At 64.5% G+C, this 22,000-nt stretch carries 17 protein-coding genes; 6 read left to right on the forward strand and 11 right to left on the reverse strand.

The window, feature by feature from the left end; translation table 11 throughout:
* The first annotated feature begins 32 nt into the window (after nucleotides 1–32).
* Complete coding sequence (locus ABID59_RS16585) at nucleotides 33–1,751, forward strand: ATP-dependent Clp protease adaptor ClpS (protein WP_354084081.1); 1,719 nt, start codon at nucleotides 33–35, stop codon at nucleotides 1,749–1,751.
* A 33-nt stretch (nucleotides 1,752–1,784) separates the two neighbouring features.
* On the opposite strand, the gene ABID59_RS16590 is transcribed toward ABID59_RS16585, so the two are convergent.
* From ABID59_RS16590 to ABID59_RS16625, 8 genes are all read right to left on the reverse strand, one after another.
* Nucleotides 1,785–3,446 (reverse strand): tannase/feruloyl esterase family alpha/beta hydrolase, encoded by a 1,662-nt coding sequence (locus ABID59_RS16590; RefSeq protein ID WP_354084082.1) that lies wholly within the window; start codon nucleotides 3,444–3,446, stop codon nucleotides 1,785–1,787.
* Between the two features lie 80 nt (nucleotides 3,447–3,526).
* The gene (locus tag ABID59_RS16595) at nucleotides 3,527–4,981 is read right to left on the reverse strand and encodes a GntP family permease (RefSeq protein WP_354084083.1); all 1,455 of its coding nucleotides are present in this window, start codon (nucleotides 4,979–4,981) and stop codon (nucleotides 3,527–3,529) included.
* A 3-nt stretch (nucleotides 4,982–4,984) separates the two neighbouring features.
* On the reverse strand, nucleotides 4,985–6,004 hold the full coding sequence (locus ABID59_RS16600) for a patatin-like phospholipase family protein (protein ID WP_354084084.1): 1,020 nt from the start codon (nucleotides 6,002–6,004) through the stop codon (nucleotides 4,985–4,987).
* Between the two features lie 117 nt (nucleotides 6,005–6,121).
* Nucleotides 6,122–7,366, reverse strand: a complete 1,245-nt coding sequence (serA, locus tag ABID59_RS16605; protein ID WP_354084085.1) for a phosphoglycerate dehydrogenase — start codon at nucleotides 7,364–7,366, stop codon at nucleotides 6,122–6,124.
* A 194-nt stretch (nucleotides 7,367–7,560) separates the two neighbouring features.
* On the reverse strand, nucleotides 7,561–8,793 hold the full coding sequence (locus tag ABID59_RS16610; protein ID WP_354084086.1) for a rhodanese-like domain-containing protein: 1,233 nt from the start codon (nucleotides 8,791–8,793) through the stop codon (nucleotides 7,561–7,563).
* A 78-nt stretch (nucleotides 8,794–8,871) separates the two neighbouring features.
* Nucleotides 8,872–10,053, reverse strand: coding sequence for a PepSY-associated TM helix domain-containing protein (locus ABID59_RS16615; RefSeq protein ID WP_354084087.1), 1,182 nt, complete (start codon nucleotides 10,051–10,053; stop codon nucleotides 8,872–8,874).
* Entirely contained in the window at nucleotides 10,046–11,068 is a 1,023-nt protein-coding gene (locus ABID59_RS16620) for an extracellular solute-binding protein (protein WP_354084088.1), read from the reverse strand. Before ABID59_RS16620 ends, ABID59_RS16615 begins: the two co-directional genes overlap by 8 nt.
* Nucleotides 11,069–11,076: 8 nt before the next feature.
* Nucleotides 11,077–13,410, reverse strand: coding sequence for a TonB-dependent siderophore receptor (locus ABID59_RS16625; protein WP_354084089.1), 2,334 nt, complete (start codon nucleotides 13,408–13,410; stop codon nucleotides 11,077–11,079).
* A gap of 476 nt (nucleotides 13,411–13,886) precedes the next feature.
* Here ABID59_RS16625 and ABID59_RS16630 point away from each other — a divergent pair, with 476 nt between their 5' ends.
* Nucleotides 13,887–14,711: a hypothetical protein gene (locus ABID59_RS16630; protein ID WP_354084090.1), complete on the forward strand. Its 825-nt coding sequence runs from the start codon at nucleotides 13,887–13,889 to the stop codon at nucleotides 14,709–14,711.
* Between the two features lie 41 nt (nucleotides 14,712–14,752).
* The gene (locus tag ABID59_RS16635) at nucleotides 14,753–15,100 is read left to right on the forward strand and encodes a hypothetical protein (RefSeq protein WP_354084091.1); all 348 of its coding nucleotides are present in this window, start codon (nucleotides 14,753–14,755) and stop codon (nucleotides 15,098–15,100) included.
* A gap of 44 nt (nucleotides 15,101–15,144) precedes the next feature.
* Here ABID59_RS16635 and ABID59_RS16640 read toward each other — a convergent pair whose 3' ends face one another.
* Nucleotides 15,145–16,029, reverse strand: coding sequence for a dihydrodipicolinate synthase family protein (locus ABID59_RS16640; protein ID WP_354084092.1), 885 nt, complete (start codon nucleotides 16,027–16,029; stop codon nucleotides 15,145–15,147).
* A 178-nt stretch (nucleotides 16,030–16,207) separates the two neighbouring features.
* Between ABID59_RS16640 and ABID59_RS16645 the strand changes: the two genes are divergently transcribed.
* Both ABID59_RS16645 and ABID59_RS16650 read left to right on the forward strand, forming a co-directional pair.
* On the forward strand, nucleotides 16,208–17,620 hold the full coding sequence (locus ABID59_RS16645; RefSeq protein ID WP_354084093.1) for an FAD-binding oxidoreductase: 1,413 nt from the start codon (nucleotides 16,208–16,210) through the stop codon (nucleotides 17,618–17,620).
* Between the two features lie 8 nt (nucleotides 17,621–17,628).
* Nucleotides 17,629–18,294, forward strand: coding sequence for a GntR family transcriptional regulator (locus ABID59_RS16650; protein WP_354084094.1), 666 nt, complete (start codon nucleotides 17,629–17,631; stop codon nucleotides 18,292–18,294).
* A 6-nt stretch (nucleotides 18,295–18,300) separates the two neighbouring features.
* On the opposite strand, the gene ABID59_RS16655 is transcribed toward ABID59_RS16650, so the two are convergent.
* Nucleotides 18,301–18,501: a hypothetical protein gene (locus ABID59_RS16655; RefSeq protein WP_148749835.1), complete on the reverse strand. Its 201-nt coding sequence runs from the start codon at nucleotides 18,499–18,501 to the stop codon at nucleotides 18,301–18,303.
* Between the two features lie 145 nt (nucleotides 18,502–18,646).
* Between ABID59_RS16655 and ABID59_RS16660 the strand changes: the two genes are divergently transcribed.
* Nucleotides 18,647–20,668, forward strand: a complete 2,022-nt coding sequence (locus ABID59_RS16660; protein WP_354084095.1) for a YgiQ family radical SAM protein — start codon at nucleotides 18,647–18,649, stop codon at nucleotides 20,666–20,668.
* A gap of 340 nt (nucleotides 20,669–21,008) precedes the next feature.
* Here the strand turns inward: ABID59_RS16660 and ABID59_RS16665 are convergent, their stop codons facing one another.
* Nucleotides 21,009–21,950, reverse strand: a complete 942-nt coding sequence (locus ABID59_RS16665) for a LysR family transcriptional regulator (RefSeq protein ID WP_187434688.1) — start codon at nucleotides 21,948–21,950, stop codon at nucleotides 21,009–21,011.
* Between the last annotated feature and the right edge of the window lie 50 nt (nucleotides 21,951–22,000).

The following is a 22,000-nucleotide window of genomic DNA, read 5'->3' on the forward strand; positions in this document are numbered from 1 at the left end:
TCAATCATAGATTGTTCCGGAGGCCTTTGGTGATGAATAGTATGCGTGGCAAAACCCAGCCGACCCAACTCGTCATTCATAGTGACGAGGACACGCCGGACCAATTCGTGATGGATCTGCTCCGTCAGGTTTTCGGCAAATCGGAGCGTGAAGCGGCTGCGCTAATCACCCAGATCGAACAGAAGGAAAAGGGAGTTTGCGGCCCTTACCCGCAACCCGTCGCCGAGGCTCTTCTCAAGTCCGCGCAAAAATCCATCACACTGGCCGGCCACAAACTGCAGGTCACGCTCGAGGCGATCAAGACTCCTTGCGAACTCTGCGGCAAGCCCGAGGGACAGACGGACGTTCGGATCGGCAATCGCACAATCTCGCTTTGCAGCGAATGCTTGCGTGCAGCGGATGAGCCCGCAAGCGGACAGGAAGAGAATTTCGAGTTTGCTTGCGACGTCCTTGACTGGCACTTTGCCGGCACTGCGCGCAGCAAACTCGTGACCACGATCCGCCAATTTCCCGGCCACATGCGGGTCGATGTCCAGGCCGCGATCGACCGGCTCTTCGGCAAAGCCATCCGGTTGTTCGGGCTGAACGAGGAGCAGCGCTACGAAACGCTGTCGATTTCGCGCCTTCTCAAGAGCGGCCGCTATGCGGTCGCGATCGCCCCGCTGCAATATTCCGACGTCGACGTCGGCGAGAAGAGCCCGGTCAAGTGTCTGGATAACGGACTGTGGCTGTGCCAGCAGGACGGTCTCCGTTATGCGGTGTTGCTCTGCGCACACCGCGAATACAGCCGCGAGCCGGGAATTCGGATCGAGATCCTGGTGCCGTCAGGCACCGCAGGCGCAGCCCTGGTCCAGCAGTGCTTCAGCGAGCTGGAAGAGGCCGTGCAGGCCGCACGAACCTATCGCGGCAAGATCCTCTCGCTCGATGCCGACTCCGACTATCGCGGTCGCTCGCGCGGCATCACCGTGCACCGATTGCCAGAGGTCGCGCGCAACGATGTGATCCTGCCCGAGCAGACCCTGCGGCTACTCGATCGCAACGTGCTGACTTTCGTCGGCACGCGCGATCAATTGCGCCGGCTTGGCCAGTCCACCCGGAAGGGCATCCTGCTGTATGGCCCACCGGGCACCGGCAAAACCCACACGATCCGCTATCTCGCGACGCATTTGCCCGGTCATACGACGCTGATCATCACCGCGGAGCAGATCGGCTTGCTCGGCGCCTATATGAGCCTGGCGCGCCTGCTGCAGCCATCGATGGTGGTGATCGAGGACGTCGATCTCATTGCCCGCGATCGCGACGACATGGAGCCGTGTGAAGAATCGATGCTGAACAAGCTGCTCAACGAGATGGACGGACTGAAGGAGGATGCAGACATCCTGTTCGTCCTGACCACCAACCGGCCAGAGGACCTCGAAGGCGCGCTCGCCGGCCGCCCGGGCCGGATCGATCAGGCGATCGAAGTGCCGCTCCCTGACGAGCAGGGCCGCGGCAAGCTGGTCCGGCTCTACGGCAAGGGGCTGCCGCTCGACGATGCGGTCATCACGGAGGCGGCACGCCGCAGCGAGGGCACGAGTTGCGCATTCATCAAGGAATTAATGCGACGGCTGGCCCAGGCGAGCCTGGCGCGCGATGGCGGCAACTCGGTAACGTCAGCCGATATCGACGAGGCGCTCGACGACATGCTGTTCTCCGGCGGTCGGCTCAATGCGCAATTGCTTGGCGGCGCACAGGCGATGGCGGCGGGGTGATTCCACCGCCATCGCGCTCAGCACGCATTGTCCCTAAGGCGCGCAGGTGAAGCTCGCCGCCTCCGTCACGGGGCCGGACTTGTAGTGCGGCCAGGCCGGCCAGCGGCACAGCGGCATCGCGCGTGTGACCGCAAATAACGGCGCCTCGACCTTCTGCTCGGTGACTTCGAGATCGCCGGGCGCCGTGCCCTTCTCGACCCAATCGACCAGCGCGCTCAGCATGTCGACATTGGCGGGCGCGCCGGAGCCGACATGGTCGACACCGGGCGCGGTGTAGAGCCGTGCGAACTCGGCGGTCTCCGATTTGCCGAGCTTGCGCTCGACGCTCTCGAAATAGCGGATGCCGGCATAGGGGCTCTGCGCGTAGTCCGCCATATGCTCGAGCATGATCAGCCGGCCGCCGCGGGCACGGAAGCGGCTGAGATCGGGATTGGTCGAATCCATCAGGCTCGACACCTCGAGCAGCCGCGCCTTGTGGTCCTCCACCTTGTAGGTGGTGACGTCGAGCTTGGGATCGCGCGCGAACACGTATTGAATGCCGCCGGCACCATAGATCCAGGCGATGCCGTTGTTGGGCGCGGGCGGCTGCGCCGGCGGCGCGGCGCCGAGCCACCACGCCATCCAGCCGCCGGTCGGTCCGATCGCCGGCGTATCCTCACCCGACACGCCCCAGCCTGGATAATCGTCGAGACCATTGGCGAGCGTGAACGGGAATTTGTAGGTGGCGTGCAGCGTGTCGACCGCCTTGATCTGCGCGTCGGTGAGGCACTGATCGCCGCTCTTGCCTTCGGCGCAGCGCAACGTCTCGACCTGGAAGGCTGCCTTGCAGCCCACGGGGTCCTGCACCAGCGCATCTTCGGATCCGTCGGCCTTGTCGCAGGCCGCTCGCACGGCATCGCCCACGAGCTTGACCTGCGCCGGATTGATCCAGCCCTCGCCCATGGTGACGATGCCGGAACGGGTGCCCGCATGCTGCAGTCCAACCCAGTTGATGACGGGCACGCGCGCGAAGATCCCGTCGAAATCGTCGGGATAACGCTGCGCCATCGTCAGGCCCTCGCGGCCGCCTTCGGACGAGCCCATGAAGTACATCTTGTCCGGCTTCTTGCCGTAAGCGCGCTGCATCAGCGTAACAGCGGCGTCGCGCACCTTCTTGTAAGCGCGGTGGGCGAAATTTTCGAACGCCTCGTCGTTGAGCGCGAACAGCTGCGGCGGCTCGCCCGGTCTGGACTCATGACCGGAGTCGGTGCCGTAGGTGACGAAGCCGCGCGCGAGCGGCGACGGCTTGTCGAAGGGATAGGCCGGCGGTAAACCGAGACCGGTGATCAGCACGCCGTTGAAGCCACCGCCGCCATATTGCACCGAGCGCCCGTTCCATTCGACCGGGAGGTTGACCTGGAACTTGATTGGCGGCGCCTTGGGATCGACCGGGTCGATATGGCCGAGCACCTTGCAAAAGGCGGGACTGGCCGGCGTGATGCGTCCCGACGGCGTCGGTCCGCGCTCGGCGATGGCGAGCTGAGACGGTGTCTGCAACGTCGCGGTATCGATCTTGACGGCGTCGGTGCCGCCGGCGAGACCTTTACAGACGGTATCCGCATCCTCGGCCAGTGTCGCCGCGAACGCGCCGGTCGCGCTCAGCGCTGCCGCAATCCCCACCAGCCATGCACACGGCCTTGCCCTTGTTAACGTCATCGTTTCCACCCGGCTTTCTCGGTTTTTGCGTCCGACAGTTGGCCGCATTCAACGCAACCTTGGTGCCTGCGTCAATCGCTTCAGAACGATCCAAGGGCGCTGCCCAGCGCAATCACAGCCACCAGCGCCAGCAGCGACGTCACGATGCCCACCATCACAATGTCCAGATAGCTGTCGCGATGGGTCAGGCCGCAGATCGCGAGCAGGCTGACCACCGCACCATTGTGCGGCAGGATGTCCAGCGTCCCCGAACCGATCACTGCAACACGATGCATCAGCGCGAGGTCGATGCCGGTGCGCGCGGCGAGATCGACATAGGTCTGGCCTAGCGCGTCGAGCGCGATCGTCAGGCCGCCCGACGCCGAGCCGGTCAGCGCTGCCAGGATATTGGTCGCGACCGCGAGCGAGACCAGCGGACCGCCTTCGATCGCGAGCACCCATTCGCGCACCAGCGCGAATGCTGGCAGCGAGGCGATAACCGCGCCAAATCCGACGAGGCTCGCGACACTGAACGCCGGCAGCACCGACGCATTGGCCCCGGCGTCCATGGTTTGCCGCAATGCCGGCAGCCGCGCCCAGTTCAGCGCGATGGTCGTGACGATCGCCGCTGCCAGCGCGACCGCGACCGACCACACGCCCGCAACAGCGGCAAGCGACGTTCCGCCAAAACGCTGCTCGGCGAGATAAGAGACGTCGAGCCGCGGCAGCACCACGAGCGACATCACGAGATTGACGACCACGACGACGACCAGCGGCAGGACGGCACTCAGGGCCGGCGACGGCTCGCCGCTGCGATGGCCATGCTGCATTTCCGCCGGATCGAACTCCCGTGCCGTCGTCGCACGCTCGCGGACGAGCTCGTCGGCGGCGGCTCGCTCGGTCACATCCTCGACGTCATCGCCATAGCCTTCTCCGACGCGGCGAGCCTTGGCTTCGGCGCGATGCAGCCACCACAATCCCGTGCCGAGCATGATGAGGGAGGCGACGATGCCCAGGCCCGGCGCGGCGAAGGGCGTCGTGCCGAAGAACGGCATCGGGATCGCATTCTGGATCGACGGCGTGCCCGGCAAGGCCGACATGGTGAAGGTCGACGTCCCCAACACGATAGCGGCCGGAATCAGCCGGCGCGGAATCGCGGCGGCACGAAACAGCGAACGAGCCATCGGCACGATGACGAAGAACGCGACGAACAGGCTGACACCGCCATAGGTAACCAGCGCACCGGCCAGCACCACCGCCAGGATCACGCGCCGCTCGCCAAGACGTTTCGCCATGAAGGCGGCGACCGACGTGACCGCGCCGCTGTCATCCATCAGCTTGCCGAAGAGGGCGCCGAGCAGGAAGATCGGGAAAAACTGCGCGAGAAATCCCGCCGCGTTCACCATGAAGACCTGAGTGAGGTTCGCAAGCAGCGGCTCGCCGCCGAACAGTGCAGCAACGAGCGCTGCGAGCGGCGCAAGCAGCAGCACGCTCCAGCCGCGAAAGGCAAACAGCACGAGCAGGCCCAGCCCGACGAAGAGGCCAAGAAGCCCCATGCCTCAGCACTCCGCCAGAAGCACATCGAGATCGGCGGTCGATTGCCGGCCGATATCCGCACCGTGTTCGGCCAGGAACACATCCGCGGCGATGCGCCCCTCGGCACGCAGCATCGAGACGAACTCCCATTCCGCATTGAGCTTGGACGATGCGCCGAACTTCGCCAGCATGTCGCTCTTGATCCGATGCGTCCGCATTTTCGCCCAGCGCGCGCCCTCGCCGCTGCCGGGATCCGCCGCCTGGCGCAGCAGCGCGATCATCCGCAGCTCCTTCATCAGCGGTGAGTTGAAGGAGATTTCGTTGACACGGTTGAGGATCTCCGCGGCGGTCCGCGGCTGCTCCAGCCGCTCCGTCGGATTGATCTGAACGAGAATAGTGTCGTGCGCGTCGCTCTCGCGCACCAGCGGCGTGATGGTCGGGTTGCCGGCATAGCCGCCATCCCAGTAGGGCTCGCCATCGATCTCGATCGCACGGAACATGGTCGGCAGGCAGGCCGAGGCCAGCAGCACATCTGCCGTGATCTCGGCGTTGCGGAAGATGCGGCCGCGACCGGTGCGCACCCGCGTTGCAGTGACGAAGAGCTGGATCGGCGAGCGCGCCAGCCGCTCGAAATCGATGCTCTCGGCCAGCACCGCACGCAACGGATTGTAGCCGGTCGGATTGAGATCGTAGGGCGACAGCACCCGCGACATCAGGTCGGTGAGGATGTAGAAGGGCGAGGTATCGAGCGTCCAGCGCCCCATCAGCCGATCGAGCGGCGAACGCTGCAGCGGGCTGAAGGCCGCGGCCTTCGCGACACGGCGCCAATATTGTTCTAAGGCATCACGCGCGCCCTCGGCGCCGCCCGCCGTCCAGCCATCCGCCAGCACCGCCGCGTTCATCGCGCCTGCGGAGGTTCCGGAGATCGCGGCGATGCTGAGCCACTTTTCCTCCAGCAGGCGGTCGAGTACGCCCCAGGAGAAGGCGCCGTGCGAACCGCCGCCCTGAAGCGCGAGATCAATCAGTACGGCGTCCCGTTCCATGGCGGACACTCACGCAACTGAAGCTCAAATTCGACGCGATTTGTAACACGCCGAAGATGAGAGCAGTGTAGAGAGCAGTGGCCGCAAGATGCAACTGGAACGTAGGCCGCTCGCCGCCTAATGCTCGAATACCAGCCGTGCGCCGATCGTGCCTTCGAGCGCACGGATTTGCGCCAGCAGCGCGCCTGATTCCTCGCCGCCGAGATCGGCGTCCAGCACGACATAGCCGAGGTCGCCGGCCGTCTCCAGATATTGCGCAGCGATGTTGATGTCGCGCTGGAGGAAAACCTCGTTCAGCCGGCGCAGCATGCCCGGCACGTTGCGATGGACGTGGCTGAAACGCACGCCGGAGGGACGCAAATGCAGCTGCACCTCCGGGAAGTTCACCGCCCCCATGGTCGATCCCGTGATGAAATAGTCGACCAGCTTGCGTGCCACCTCGCCGCCGATGCGCTCCTGCGCCTCTTCGGTCGAGCCGCCGACATGCGGCGTGAGGATGACATTGCCGAGGCCCTGCACGGGGCTCTTGAAGCGTTCCGCGTTCGAGGACGGCTCAACCGGGAACACGTCGATGGCGGCACCGGCGATGTGGCCGTCACGCAGCGCGCCTGCGAGCGCGTCGAGATCGACCACCGTGCCGCGGCTGTTGTTGATCAGGAACGAGCCCGGCTTCATCGCCCGCAGTTCCTTCTCGCCGATCATGCCGGCTGTCTCCGGCGTCTCCGGCACGTGCAGGCTGACCACGTCGCTCTGCGCCAGCAGCTCTTCCAGCTTCTCGACCGGCTCGGTGTTGCCGTGGCGGAGCTTGTCGGTGCGATCGTAATAGATCACCCGCATGCCCATGGCTTCCGCGAGCGTCGAGAGCTGCGAGCCGATATTGCCGTAGCCGATGATGCCGAGCGTACGTCCCCGCACCTCGCGGCTGCCGGCCGCCGATTTTTCCCAGCCGCCCTCATGCGCCGACACCGAGCGCGGAAAGATCTGCCGCAGCAGCATCACGATCTCGCCGATGACGAGCTCGGCGACGCTGCGCGTGTTGGAGAACGGTGCGTTGAACACGGGAATGCCGCGCTTGCGCGCTGCCGGCAGATCGACCTGGTTGGTGCCGACGCTGAAGCAGCCGATTGCGAGCAGCCCGTCGGCGGCTTCCAGCACCTCGTCGGTGATCTGGGTGCGGGAGCGGATGCCGAGCAGCGAGACACCCTTGAGCGCCCGGCGCAGCGCCTCGCCGTCCAATGCCTTGGTCAGGCGCTCGACATTCGTGAAGCCCGCGCTCTTGAACAGATCCACGGCGCTGTCATTGACACCTTCAAGCAGCAGCGCCTTCGCGCTCCGCTCAGGGCTTTGGCCTGGGGCTGGCATGGAATCTCCGTAAGTAGCGGTTTTGCCGCAGCTCATAGACCGCGGACAGCGCGCAGCACAATAGGCTTTCGATATTGGGAGAAGATGGCGCGGCGGCAGATATGCTCGGTATACCAGTCCCGTCATCCTTCGAGGCTTGCTCAGCGGCGCGATCGCGCCGCAGAGCGCACACCTCAGGGTGACGGATAACAGTATCAGATCACGTAAAACCCGTGCGTGCCGTCACGGCGGAGCTGGTCGACGAGGCCGTATTCCCAGTCGAGATAGGCCTGCATCGCGCGCTCGGCGATGCCGGTTCCCTCATAGGGGCGGCGGTAGCGATGCGCGGGGTCGGGCTTCGGCGGGCCCAGCGGAGGACCGACCTCGAGCGTGCCGGCATAGCCGCCTTCGAGCACATAGACCTCCCACCCCATCTGCGCGAGCCAGGATGCCGTCATGTCGGCGCGTACGCCCCTGTCGTCGGCCAGGAGGATGCGCGCGCCGCGCACCGGCGCGGCCATGTCGGTCTCCTGCACGAGCTGGCCGCCCGGATAGTGGCGGAAGCCCGGGAGATGACCGGCTGCATACTCCTCCGCGTCGCGCACGTCGAAGCGATAGAGCGTGCGGCTGGTCTCAGCGACCAGCGCCGACATCTCGTTCGCGCCGATATGGCGGACGCCGGCGCGATAGGCGACGTCGCGGGCCTTGGCCGGGCCGCCCTCGAAGGGCCCGATCGCGCCACGCCGGTCAGCACCATGAGCGAGCGTGTGCTGCGCCAGCGTCCAGCCGATCGTGCCGTTGCGCAGCGCCCGCACCTTGTTGGGCACGCCGGCATTGATCAGCGACTGGGTGCCGATGATCGAGCGGGTGCGGCCGGCGCAATTGACGATGATGGTGGTGTCAGGATCGGGCGCGGCCTGCCCGGCCCGCAGCACCAGCTCGGCACCAGGCACGCTGACCGAGCCCGGAATGTTCATGGTCGCATATTCGTCGAAGCGGCGGACGTCGAGGATGGCGATGTTGGCCTTGTCCGCGATCAGTTTTGCCACTTCGTCAGCGCTGAACGACGGCGTGTGGCGGCGCGCCTCGACCAGCTCGCCGAACGCCTTTGAATAGGAATTGACGTCTTCGAACACCTCATAGCCCGCCGCGCGCCAGGCTTTCAGCCCGCCATCGAGCGCACGGACATTGCTGTAGCCGAGTGCCGCGAGGCGTTCGGCGCCTACAGCGACCAGACCCTCGCCGTCATCAAAGAGCACGACCGGCGTGTCCTTGCGCGGCAGCCGAACCGCGGCCTCGATTGCGATCCGGTCCGCGGCCATGTTGGCCGCGAACAGCGGATGGCCGGTGGCGAAGGCCGCCTCATACCTGAGATCGAGCAGCGCGATCTCCTCGCGCAACAATAGCGCGCGGCGGATATCGGCGGGGGTGACGGTCGAAAGCTTCATGACGTGAACCCTGGGCGAGGACAGGCCATCGGCTTTTGAACCATTGTCGAGACGTTGGCTAGCCTTTGCGGCAGCAACTCACTCGCCCGGAACCAGCCGCCCGAGCGGCTGCTGCGCAGGGCGCCGCAGCTTGCGACGCGAGAGGTACAGCAGGACACCCGTAACTGCGAACATCGGCATCAGCGCCGCGGCGATCATGAACGCAAGCTTGCCGGGCCAGCCCAGGACCGCGCCGCGGTGGATGTCGAGCACGCTCGCGATCGCCTTCTCGCCAAGCCACTTGTCGGCATAGCGCTCCGCCGAGACAACCTGGCCGGTGACGGCATCTATGCGGAACTCATCGCGCATGGACTCGAGCGTGGAGTCCTTCGGCCACGACCGGATCCGCATCACCGTGCCCACGCCGGCCGGGAGCGTCAGCTGCGCTCTGGAAAAGCGGCCACCCTCCTCGCGCCGGAACGTCGTCCAGGCCCGATCGAACCCGACCGGCTGAGCCGGTTCGGAACGGCCGGGTGGACGCGATTGCTTCGGCTGCATCTTCGCCGCCGCCGCATGCGGACGCGACAGCAGCCAGACCGCGCCGTCCTTGTACCAGTCAAACGAGTACCAGAGCCCGGTCAAGGTCATCACGAGATAGACTGGCAGGACCCAAGTGCCGATGACGGCATGCAAGGAGCGATGCAAGCCGCGGCCACTGAGCCCGAGATTCGGCTTCAGCCACGTCTTCACGCTGCTTGCCCGGCGCGGCCAGCGCAGCACGAGCCCGGAGATCAGCATCACGATCAGGCCCAGCGCGGTAACGCCGGTAATCTGACGACCCCAGCCCTTGGCATCGCCGGGGATGAGTAGCCAGCGATGCAGCCTGCGCACCGTTGCGAAGAACTCCTCGCCGCGCGGAACGCCAAGCACGCTGCCGTCATAGGGATCGACATAGAACGAGGACGGCCGCGCGCCCTGCTCGTCGCGGGCAAAGCGAACATGCACGGCCGCCGACGGATCGCTCGACAGCATGATGGCCGCGACCTTGCCGGCATCCGGCGCTACCTTCAGCCGCGCCGCCAGCTCATCCGGCAGCAGCGCCGGCGCAGTCGGTGGCACGACCCGCATGATGCCGGCGTTCAGATGGTCGACGATCTCGTCCTCGAAGCTCATGATCACGCCAGTCAGCGCGATCAGGGACAACAGCAGCGCGAGCACAAGGCCGGCAATGGAATGGACCTGAAGCAGCGCCGCCTTGATCCTGTGCCCGAGCCTACTCATCGAAGCCCGCCTTCTTGATGAGCGCGATGGCGGCTTGCTGGGTCCGGCCGATCTCGTCGATCGGCAGCGCATCGGCGGTGAACGAGCCCATTTCGGCAACGATGGGCGCGCGCTTGGCATTGGCCAGCACGGGATATTCAAGCTCCGCGGCCGCAAACATCCACTGCGCCGGCGACGTGACCAGGAACTCCAGGAATTTCTGCGCGCCGGCGACGTGCGGCGCATGTTTCGCGATGGCCGCACCGGTGAGGTTCACATGCGTACCGCCGCCGTTGAAAGCGGTCGGAACCGCCTTGACCACCATCGCCCAGGCGCGCCAGTCGGCCCCTTCCCGTCCGTCACGCAATTGCGCCAATGCCACGGTGTTGCCGATACCGATCTCGCACGTCCCTTGCGCGATCTCGCGGATCACGTCGTTGTCCTTGCCATCCGGCTTGTGGGCGAGATTGGCCTTCAGACCGGCGAGCCAGGCCTCGGTCGCCGCTTCACCATGGTGAGCGAGATAGGCGGCAACAAGCGCGACATTGTTCTGATGCAGCAGCGAACGCACGCAGAGCTTTCCGCGCCACTGCGAACGCGCGAGGTCTTCATAGTCGATCGCCGTGATTCCACTGTCGTTGCGCGCCATCACGACGCGCGGGCGGATCGCAAGCGCGATCCACTGCGAACTGCCCCCGCGAAGGTTGGCCGGAACGGCCTGTTCGAGACGCGGCGACGTGAAAGCCTGTGTCCGATCGCCTGTAGCAAGCTGGGTGGTCTTATCCAGTCCGATTGTCAGCAGGATGTCGGCGGGCGATGCCTCGCCTTCCGACGCCAGGCGCTTGACGAGACTGTCCTCGACGAAGACGATTTTGACGTTGATGCCGCTCGTTTCCCTGAAGGCCGCGGCAACAGGCGCAACCAGGGCAGTCTCCCTGGTCGAATACAGCGTGATCTCCTCGGCGCGACTCGCACCTGTGGCCACAAGGCAGGCAGACGCCGACGCGATCAGGACCGCGATGGCTTTGCGCTGCATCCCCATCGCTAGAACTTCACCGTGGCCGACAGCGAGAACCGCCGCGCATCGCCGATCGCGACGGCTAAGGCGCTTCCGGTGGTGGACGTATAGTAGACCTTGTCGAACAGGTTCTTGACGTTGAACTGATAGGTCACCGGCAGCTTGTCGATCTTCGTGTCGTAGGTCGCAAAGACGTCTGCGACGGTGTAGGCCGACAGAACGAACGTGTTGGCGGAGTCGCCCGGCCGGTCGCCGACATAGTGCGCGCCGCCGCCGAGCCGCAGACGTCCGGGCAGCCGGTCGCCGAAATCATAGACGAGGTAGAGCGAGGCCGTGTTCATCGCGGCGTTGAACAGCTTGGCGTTGCCGACATCGGGATCGTTGATCAAGCGCGCATCGGTATAGCCGTAACTTCCGATCATGCTCCAATCGTCAGTCAGCTTGCCGGTCACGTCCAACTCGACTCCGCGCGACCGGGCCGCGCCGGACGTTCGCGCCGAAACCGTCCCGTTGCCGAGATCGTCCCTGACCAGCACGTTCTTCTTCTGGATGTCGTAGAACGCCAGGGTACCCGACAGCCGCTTGTTGACGTCGAATTTGAAGCCGGTTTCCCACTGTGTGCCTTCCTCGGGCGCGAAATTGCCGGTGACCACGAAACCGACGGTCGTACCCGCGAACTGCGCAATGACCGAAGTCGGCTTCAGCGACTGGGTATAGCTCACGTAATACGAAAGCTGATCATTCAGCTTGAAGATGACGCCGCCGAGCGGCAGCACCTTATCGCCCGACAAATTGGTATTCGTGATGAAGACAGGCCGACCTTTTCCCGCGAGCTGCTCGTATTCCATCCAGCGCACGCCGCCGACCACGGACAGCCAGTTGGTCAGGTGGAACGTGTCCTGCGCGAAGAAGCCGCGGGTTCCGAGCTTGTCGGTCTGCTCGCTGTCGATTGCAGAAACGGTCGTACCCGGCGTGACCAGCCCGTAGACGGGGTTGTAGAAATTGAAGTTCGCCGTCGCCTGGCGGATCAGGTCGCGGCGATCGATCGTGCGATACAGCGCCTCACCGCCGAACAGGATCTCGTTGCGGAAGCCGCCCACCCAGACGTCACCCTGCAGATAGGAGGTGCCATAGCTGGCGTTGCTCAGCGAGTTCTGGGTGCCGTCGTTGCTGCGTTTCTCGACGCCGGTCGTGGCGTCGACATTGGTGATGCGGAGCTGGTTGGCGCTGTAGGTCTCGGTGTTGTAGCTGTAAGCCGCCGTGACCTTCCAATTGTCGTCGAGCCTCTGCTCGACCGAGGCCTGCACCAGGTCGGACGTGCCCCACATGTTGTTGAAGGGTTCGTCGAGCCGGCGCGTCGCGGGGATCGCCAGCGGGGCGCCTTTCACGAAGGCGGTGCCGCGGTCGAACGGATAGATGAATTCGCGGTGCTCATAGGTGAGCTGAACCGTCGTGGTCTCGCCGTACCAGGCGAGCGACGGGTTCACGAGCATTTCCCGATGGCGGCCGAAATTGCGCCAGTAGTCCTCGCTAACACCATAGCCGATGAAGCGATAGGCGAGACCGCCATCGCCGATCGGACCGGTGACGTCGAGTGTGCCGTCGGCGCCGTTGCGGTTGTTCGCGTAGGTCGAGCCGAGCAGCGTGACCGAACCGTGCTGATAGAGCTCTGGGCGCTTGCTGATCGTGTTGACGATACCGCCGGGATCCATGATGCCGTAGAGCAGCGAGGCCGGTCCCTTCAGCACCTCCACGCTGTCGACTGCGGCGTTCAGGCTGCGGCCCTGCACCAGCGGCATGCCGTTGCGCATGATCGAACCGTCGCGATTATCGCCGAAGCCGCGGCGGATCACCGCGTCCTGGGTACCGGCAAGCGTGTTGGTCTGGGTGATGCCGCTGATGTTGACCAGCGCATCGTCGATATTGCGCGGCAGCTGGTCCTTGATGACCTGCGCGGGCACGACGTTGACGGATTGGGAGGTGTCGAGCGGTGATGCGCCCGAGCGCAGCGTGCTCGCGCTCGGCATCGCGCGATAGCCGAGCTTTGCGGCTTGTTGCGCGGCGGCTTCAGTCGCCGCACGTTCGGACGGCGTCGGCGCCGCGGGCGGACCGGCGGTCGGGCTACGGCGCGCGACTGCCTGTGTGCGTCGTTGCGACTGCTCCGAAGCGCGTGCCTGCTTCGGCCGCTGCGTCGGTGCATCCACATTCACCGGCGGCAGCGCCGTTTGCGCCTGCGCATTGGTGATGTCGAAGGGATATCCGGCGAGCAGCACGGCCGTTCCGATGAGAAGGCTGGCGCGGCTGTTGCCGGCGCGATTTCGATGACCACTGACGCGAGGGCCATCCACAGGAGCACGCACTTTCGATTCACTTCCAAGTCACAGCATTGAAGTTGGCGCATCTACCAGCCGCGGCGAATGAAGAGAACCTGGCAGCGACTTGAATCGCTCTAGTGTTGAAGCGTTCTAAGCTTTGTTGCTCGCCGTGCGGCAATCATCGCTTGCCATCGCAGGGCGCACGACACGCAGATCGCGAATTCGCGACAACGTGTCGCGCCCTCGTGCGATCTCAGGCGATGGCGAACTCGCCCGCGAATCGGCTTGCCGCCCAACCACGCCGGCGTCGGTCGCCGGTTACCGCGACTGGGCGAAACGCGCGGCCACAAGATGCAAGCCATCCTGGCATCGCGATGCGCCCCAAGCCGTCACATCGATCGAGACGTTGCTTGGGCGCAACAGCGCAGGAACTTTCGGCAACGGCACAGCTACCTTTGGTTGCGGAGCTCATCCGGATCGCGCGAGTTTTCCGGAGAGCGCTTCAACGGGGGGATCGGACCATGGGCATCCGGGTCACAGCCGCGGTTTTGCTTGGCGCATTTCTTGGCGGGTGCGGCTTGAGAGTGCCCGATTTGCAGGAATTTCCAGCTGCGCCGATCGACGGACAGCTCATGGTCCAGTCGATTGTCACCAGCGTGCACTGCGAAATTGCGAATGCCGTCAAGTTTGTAATCAATCGCGATCTTGAACTCGCCCGTTTGAATCACGGAAAGCGATATGCGGAGTGGCTGGAGACCTGGGGCGTCCAGGTCAGCCTCACGCTGACCATCGAAGAAAAGTCGTCCCTCAATCCAAACGCGGTCTGGCTGCCGCCCACACCCGCAAATTCGATATTCACGCTTGCTGGAGGAGCGACAGTCTCGGCCGACACGACTAGGACCGACACGCTGAACTTTTTCTATACCATCCATGACCTCTACTATCGCAAGTATTGCCAGACCGGCGTGCAGATGGGCAACTCGCCCTCTCCTTTGGTTCGAAGTGATCTGAAGCTCAGGGAGTGGCTACAGGCGCAGGTCGGACCGGTCGCGACGCAGGACATCTCGCCCCCCAGCGATCCCGGTGGGCCGCTCGAGCGAAATGCGATTTCTCACGAGGTCAAATTCGTCATATCGACCGCGGGCGACCTGACGCCAGCCTGGACGCTCGTCCAGGCGACGATCAACCAGAATGGAGCACTCCTCTCGGCAAGTCGCGATCGCACGCATGATCTGACGATTACGTTCGGGCCCAACGGCGGTCAGAAATTGGCGCTGCCAGCACTCGAAGCGCACTTCGCTAAGCAGGTCGGGCTTGCGGTCTCAACCAATCTGAAAGGCCGATAGCAATCGGACATCAATGACGTCGCACCATCGAGGAACAGGCAATGGCAAAGGCCAAAAAGCGTGCAAAGAAGGCAAGGACGGGGAAAAAAGGCAACGACGGCGCGAAAGGTCAAAAAAGCAAAGAAAGTAGCGAGCCGCCGCCAGAGTCTGACGGCCAAGGCGGCGCTCCCCAGCTCGCCAATCTATGTTTCAGGGCCAAACGGCGAGCTCGAGCGTTGCGACTGGAGCCGCGAGCAAAACATCTACGTCTGCAAAGTCGTGAGCGATGGCGAAACAGCGCCCGCCGGCGCGCTTATGATGCGGCGTGCGACCCGGACAGCCTGATCGGCGTCGCTCCGCAAGCAGCAACAAGGGCGCATGTACAAACCAAGCGCCGCGTGGCGGCGTGACCACAAGCTGCGGATGTTATGGATCGGCCGTGCGGTTTTTGCAGCTACGTGAGCGCGGGGCTGGTCAGTTCGTCCAGCTTCGCCTTGAGCGCGGCGCCGTCCGACAGCGCACGCAGCGGCGGACGCACGCGCAACCAGCCGGCGTCGCCGGTCTGTGCGGCGAGAATGGCCTTCAGCGTCGTGAGGAAGGATGGCGATTTCACCACGATATCGACCGCGGCCTGCATGCGGGCTTCGACATTCTTGCCGTCGAACATCGCCTTCACCAGCTCCGGCGCGATGTTGGCCATGCCGCAGATGGTGCCGGCGCCGCCGCCGGCGATCGCACGCGCGATGTCGGTTTCGTTGCCGACCGTGATGGCGAGCTCCGGCGCAGCAGCGCGGAATGCCTGGAACTGCTTGAAGTCGCCGCTGGAGTCCTTCAAGCCGGCGACCACCTTGCCGTAACGCTTGCGCAAATTCGCCGCGACCGTCGTCGGGATCGCGACGCCTGAGACCTGCGGAATATGATAGAGATAGGCACGCAGGCGATCGTCGGCGACACCATCGAAGATCGCCGCGAACGCATCCTCGATGCCTTCGGGCGTGACGCTGCGATCGAAGTAAGGCGGCAGATACAGCACGTGGCGCAGACCAAGTCCGAGCACGGCGCGCGTCAGCGCGATGCTGTCGCCGATGGCGGGGAAGCCGCCGCCGATGCCGATGCGTTCCGCCGGCACGCCGGCCTTGAGCACGGCTTCGATGGTCGCTATGCGTTCGGCAACATTGAACGAGGTGCCCTCGCCGGTGGTGCCGAACAGCACGACGCCGTCGACGCCCTTGCCGAAGAGTTTTTTGGCATGGGCGGCAAGCTTGGCGGAGTCCACGCTGCCGTCCGTCGCGAGCGGCGTCGCCGACGCCACCCAGAACCCGCGAATTGCCTCCGTCATAGCACCACCCATTGTTGCGGCTCCCGAATAAGCCCCTGATCTCCAATGATCTCAGAGAGCCTACCGAGCCTTGTTTTTGCTTTACTTTTTATCTTGTACCTTACATACAAGATAGGCGCAAATCCTTTCCGCCGTCGCGGCGCGCGTGAGGCGCAGCCAAATCCAGAGGAGGTCTCGCATGAACATGGTGACCCCCGCGGGATATCCCGAGCCATCGCTCGCCGCGTTGCGTAACAAGCTCGGTGCCGCAGCCGTGCTGACCGGAAGCGACGTGCCCGCGCGCAATTGCAACGACTGGAGCGCGAGCCTGCCGCAGACGCCGCTCGCAGTGATCCGGCCGCTCGATGCGCAGGGCGTTGCCGATGCGATCATGACCTGCCGGCAGGCACGCCTGCCCTTCGTGCCGCAGGGCGGCTTGACCGGGCTCTGCCGCGGCGCCGCACCCGAAGCGGGCTGGGTCGCGATCTCGCTGGAGCGCATGACCGGCATCGAGGAGATCGATCGCGCCTCGATGACGATGACGGTGAAATCGGGCACGCCGCTGGAGACGATCCAGAAGGCAGCCGACGAGGCCGGCTTCTTCTTTCCGCTCGATCTCGGCTCGCGCGGCTCCTGTGCGATCGGCGGCAATCTCGCGACCAATGCCGGCGGCAACCGCGTGATCCGCTACGGCATGACGCGCGAGCTGGTGCTCGGTCTCGAGGTGGTACTGCCCGACGGCACCATCATCACCAGCCTCAACAAGCTGATGAAGAACAATGCCGGCTACGATCTGAAGCATCTCTTCATCGGCTCGGAAGGCACGCTCGGGATCATCACCCGCGTTGTGCTGCGGCTGTTTCCAAAACCGCGCTCGACGATGGCCGCGCTCTGCGCATTGAAGGACTATGCCGCGGTGATCGCGCTGCTCGATGCCGCACGCAGCGGGCTCGGCCCGCTGCTGTCGGCGTTCGAGGTGATGTGGCCGGACTATTGGGACGTGATCACGACGCGCGCCGACGTCAAGCCGCCGGTCGCCGCCGGCCAGGGTCTCTATGTGCTGGTCGAAGCGCAGGGCACCGACGAGAGCGTCGATGCGCCACGCTTCCAGGCCTGGCTCGAAGAGCTGATGGAGCGCGGGCTGCTCGTCGATGCCGCCGTGGCGCAATCGCTGGCGCAGACGCAGGCGTTCTGGCGCGTGCGCGACATCTGCGCCGAATTCGGCCAGGTGCTGGGTCCGCACATCTCCTACGACATCGGCCTTGCGGTGGCGCGGATGGACGAGTTCGCCACGCGCTGCAAGGCGGCCTTGGCCACCGGCATCAAAGGCTGCGAGAGCGTCTATTACGGTCATATCGGCGACGGCAATCTGCACCTCGTCTCCTGGGTCGCGGGCCTTCCGGTCGAGCAGCAGCCCAAGGAAGAGATGGACACGATCATCTATGGTCTCGTGCGCGACATGAGCGGCAGCGTCTCCGCCGAGCACGGCATCGGCACGCTCAAGAAGAAGTGGCTTGGGCATGCCCGCAGCGAGGGCGAGATCGCCTTGATGCGGACGTTGAAGGCCGCGCTCGATCCCGATCATCTGCTCAACCCCGGCAAGGTCATCTGAGAGCATCCATGCGCGCGCTGAAGCTCGATGCGCCGAAATCGCTGTCGCAGCGGGTGATGCTGCGGCTGCGGCAGGCGATCATCGACGGCGAGTTTGCGCTCGGTGCCGCCATCTCCGAGGAGATGGTGGCAAATTCCTTCGGCGTCAGCCGCACGCCGGTGCGCGAGGCGATGGGCCAGCTGCAGGCGCAGGGGCTCGTGGTGATCCGGCCGCAGGTCGGCAGTTTTGTGTTCACGCCGAGCGCGGCGGACATTGCCGCACTCTGCACTTTCCGCATCGCGCTCGAACCCAGGGCCGCCGAGCTCGCCTTTCGCCACGACCGCGATGGTGCGATCGCGACCATGAGCGATGCGATCGCGGCGATGGAGCCGGCGGTCGAGGCCAAGGACAACATCGCCTATGGCCGCGCCGACGCCAGCTTTCACGAGGGCCTGTTCGCGCATTGCGGCAACCGGTACCTCGCCGAATCCTACCAGCTCGCATCTAGCCGCGTCGCCGCGCTCCGCACCAACCTGACCTCGCCGATCGACGTGCGCACCCGCTCCTCCTTCGACGAGCATCGCAAGCTGCTCGACCTGTTCGCACGCGGCGAGCACGCCTCTTTCGAAGCGGCGATGACGACGCACATCACCAATTCTGGCGTGGTCTATGCAAAAGCGCTGAAGGTGGACTGAGCGGTCCTACCGCGCGTCTCCCGATTCCGGTCTGTCCAGAAAATCCAGCGCGGTGTTGATCTGTTCGAGCTGGTGCTCAATCTTGTCGCGGTCCTCGACCGACTGCGCCTGCTCGAGCTGTTCCACAAGCTTCTGCTTCCGCGACAGCAAATTCTCTATGACTGTATTCACAGCTCCCCCACCGCCCGAGGCGAATATCGTGGTCATCCGGGATCCTGGACCGAGCGCGCGCGAGCCGGGCTCGCCGCAAACCCCATCACAATGTTCGCGAAGGCAGATGGTTCCCGGAACCTTAACCTTTCACGTGCCCGTCGGTTGTATTCGCGGCCCTGGAGCCCTATGCCTGTGCGCCATGGACATCCAAACCATCACCGCCGAAAAGCCCCTGATGGCGCAGGCGCGCCCGCGCAAGCCGGCGCCGTTCCTCCCCATGAGCCGCGCCGAGATGGATGCGCTCGGCTGGGATGCCTGCGACATCGTGCTGGTGACGGGCGATGCCTATGTCGACCATCCGAGCTTTGGCATGGCCATCATCGGCCGGCTGCTGGAGGCGCAAGGCTTTCGCGTCGGCATCATCGCGCAGCCGGACTGGCAATCGGCCGAGCCGTTCAAGGCACTCGGCAAGCCAAAGGTGTTCTTCGGCGTCACCGGCGGCAACATGGATTCCATGGTGAACCGCTACACCGCGGACCGCCGCATCCGCAGCGACGATGCCTATACGGCCGGCGGCGAAGGCGGCAGGCGGCCGGACCGCTGCACCATCGTCTACGCCCAGCGCTGCCGCGAGGCGTTCAAGGACGTGCCGGTCGTGCTCGGCGGCATCGAGGCCTCGCTGCGCCGGATCGCGCACTACGATTACTGGTCGGACAAGGTGCGCCGCTCGGTGCTGGCCGACGCCAAGGCCGACCTGCTGCTCTACGGCAATGCCGAGCGCGCCGTCGTCGAGGTGGCGCAGCGGCTTGCTGCCGGCGAAGCACCGCGCGAGCTCGACGACATCAGGGGCGTCGCGCTGTTCCGTCGCGTGCCCGAAGACTATGCCGAGCTGCACGCCGACGATCTCGATTCCGCCGACGAGGGTGCCACGCGCCAGAAGGGCGCGACCGTGATCCGGCTGCCGGCGCTGGAGCAGGTCGAGCAGGACAAGGAAGCCTATGCGCGCGCCTCACGCGTACTGCATCGTGAGAGCAATCCCGGCAATGCGCGGCCGCTGGTGCAGCGCCACGGCGACCGCGACCTCTGGCTCAATCCGCCGCCGATCCCGCTGACCTCAGAGGAGATGGACGCGGTCTACGACCTGCCCTATGCGCGCGCGCCGCATCCCTCCTATGGCGAAGCCAAGATCCCCGCCTGGGACATGATCAAGTTCTCGGTGACGATCATGCGCGGCTGCTTCGGCGGCTGCACCTTCTGCTCGATCACCGAGCACGAGGGCCGCATCATCCAGAACCGCTCCGAGGGTTCTATCCTGCGCGAGATCGAGAAGATCCGCGACAAGACGCCGGGCTTCACCGGCGTGATCTCCGACATCGGCGGCCCCACCGCCAACATGTACCGGATGGCGTGCAAGGATCCGAAGGTCGAGGCGGCGTGCCGGCGGCCGTCCTGCGTCTTCCCCGAGATCTGCCCGAACCTCAACACGTCGCACGACGACCTGATCCGGCTCTATCGCAAGGTGCGCGAGACCAAGAGCATCAAGAAGGTGATGGTCGCCTCGGGCGTGCGCTACGACCTCGCGGTCGAGAGCCCCGAATACATCAAGGAGCTCGTCACCCATCACGTCGGCGGCTACCTGAAGATCGCGCCCGAACATACCGAGCGCGGCCCGCTCGACAAGATGATGAAGCCGGGCATCGGCGCCTACGACAAGTTCAAGCGGATGTTCGACGCGGCGGCCGAGCAGGCCGGCAAGAAATATTACCTGATCCCCTATTTCATCGCGGCGCATCCGGGCACGACCGACGAGGACATGATGAACCTCGCGCTCTGGCTCAAGAAGAACCGCTATCGCGCCGACCAGGTGCAGACCTTCCTGCCCTCGTCGATGGCGACGGCGACGGCGATGTATCACACCGGCGTCAATCCGCTGCGCGGCGTGCGCCACGGCGGCAGCGACAAGGTCGAGGCGATCAAGGGCCTACGCCAGCGCCGCCTGCACAAGGCCTTCCTGCGCTACCACGACCCCGACAACTGGCCGGTGCTGCGCGAGGCGCTGAAGGAGATGGGCCGCGCCGACCTGATCGGCTCGCAGCCCCACCAGCTCGTGCCTGCGCACCAGCCTCCGGGCACCGGCAAGGCCGCCGGCACGAGGCGGCCGGTGCGTCCGGGTGACAAGACGCAGCGGTTCACGACAAAGGGGCTGCGGGTGATGAAGTAGCGGGGACGCGAGCAGGCTCGTTGTGACTTGCACCCCTGCAAAAGTCGAAAACAACCCCATGCACAGTAGCCCGGGATAGCGAAATCAAAGGCTTAAAGCGCAACGCGATCGGGATGAGCCGTCATAGCGTCTGAGCTTGTTGTTTGAGCGCGATATTTCCGAAAAACAGAAAAGCGCTTGACCCGTCGGGCAAAACAGGCGCAAGATGGCATGATCGGCGCGTGTGGCAAGCGCTCCCTCACGCGACAGCTCGACAGGCATCTGCCTACGAGGGCGCCTACTCATAAACGCGTACTCATAAACTCATCAGGTCCGCTTATGAACAGGCCGCTCGGACCAATCAGCTCACTCCAACCAGCGCCTTACAGACCTCCCGGCTGGCCTCTTGGAATAATTTGACAGCACTTCCGGCCCGTCGTCCCTTCAAGGTGATTGAGGCTATCGGGGCGGAAGTATCGCCAAGATCGACGTTCAGCGCGCGCAGCCATGCGCTACTCGATCGCATTCTGAGTATCTGCATGGGCAATAGGGTTATAAACCGGCTGCTCGCCAACAGATTCAACCGCATGTAGATTGAAATCGTGGTGACGGTCGTTGGCGGAAGCGGCAGGTTATGTCGCCGAAATAGCTCGACGCCGGTACGCCCCAAAAAAGAATCGGGCGGCGAGAGCGTCCACTGCTCTTGCATAAGTTCTGCGAGCTTCAACTTCTTCCTCGATCGCAGGAGCGGATGCCGTCGCTCCGCCATCACCGCAAGGGAGGATCTAAACAGCACCTCCGCGGACAAATCATCGGCGACCGGCAACGGCGCCCAGCGCGTTATGGCCAGATCAAGCATTCTCTGACGCAGAGCATGCTCCAGCGCATCCCGATCACCTATCGTGATATGATACCTGATGCCTGGATATCTGCGGACGAGATGTCCGATAATTTCTGTAACGATGGCGGTGACCGGCTCGGTCGTACCGATCGCAACGAGCCCTTGCGCCGGATCTGACCTTTGCACAATGTCGGTAACACCTAGCTTTATTTCGTCGAAAACGACGCGCGTGCGATCGACAAGAAGGCGACCGCACTCAGTGAGTTCAACTCCGCGCGAAGTGCGATCCAGCAGCGCAGCTCCGACGGAATGCTCCATATCGGTGATAGCTTTGGAGATCGCCGGCTGCGACAACCCGAGACGGCGAGACGCCTTGGCCATGCTGCCGACCTCTGCGACGGTCTGCAGCGTATGCAGATCCTTGAGGCGTAGGCGTCGGCCGATGCGGTCGTGCCACTGCATGGGCATTCACCTCACGTTATAGCCCGATAGGAAAATGCAATTTCGGGTTA

The organism is Bradyrhizobium sp. S3.3.6, from assembly GCF_040546905.1.
Classification (GTDB): Bacteria; Pseudomonadota; Alphaproteobacteria; order Rhizobiales; family Xanthobacteraceae; genus Bradyrhizobium; species Bradyrhizobium cytisi.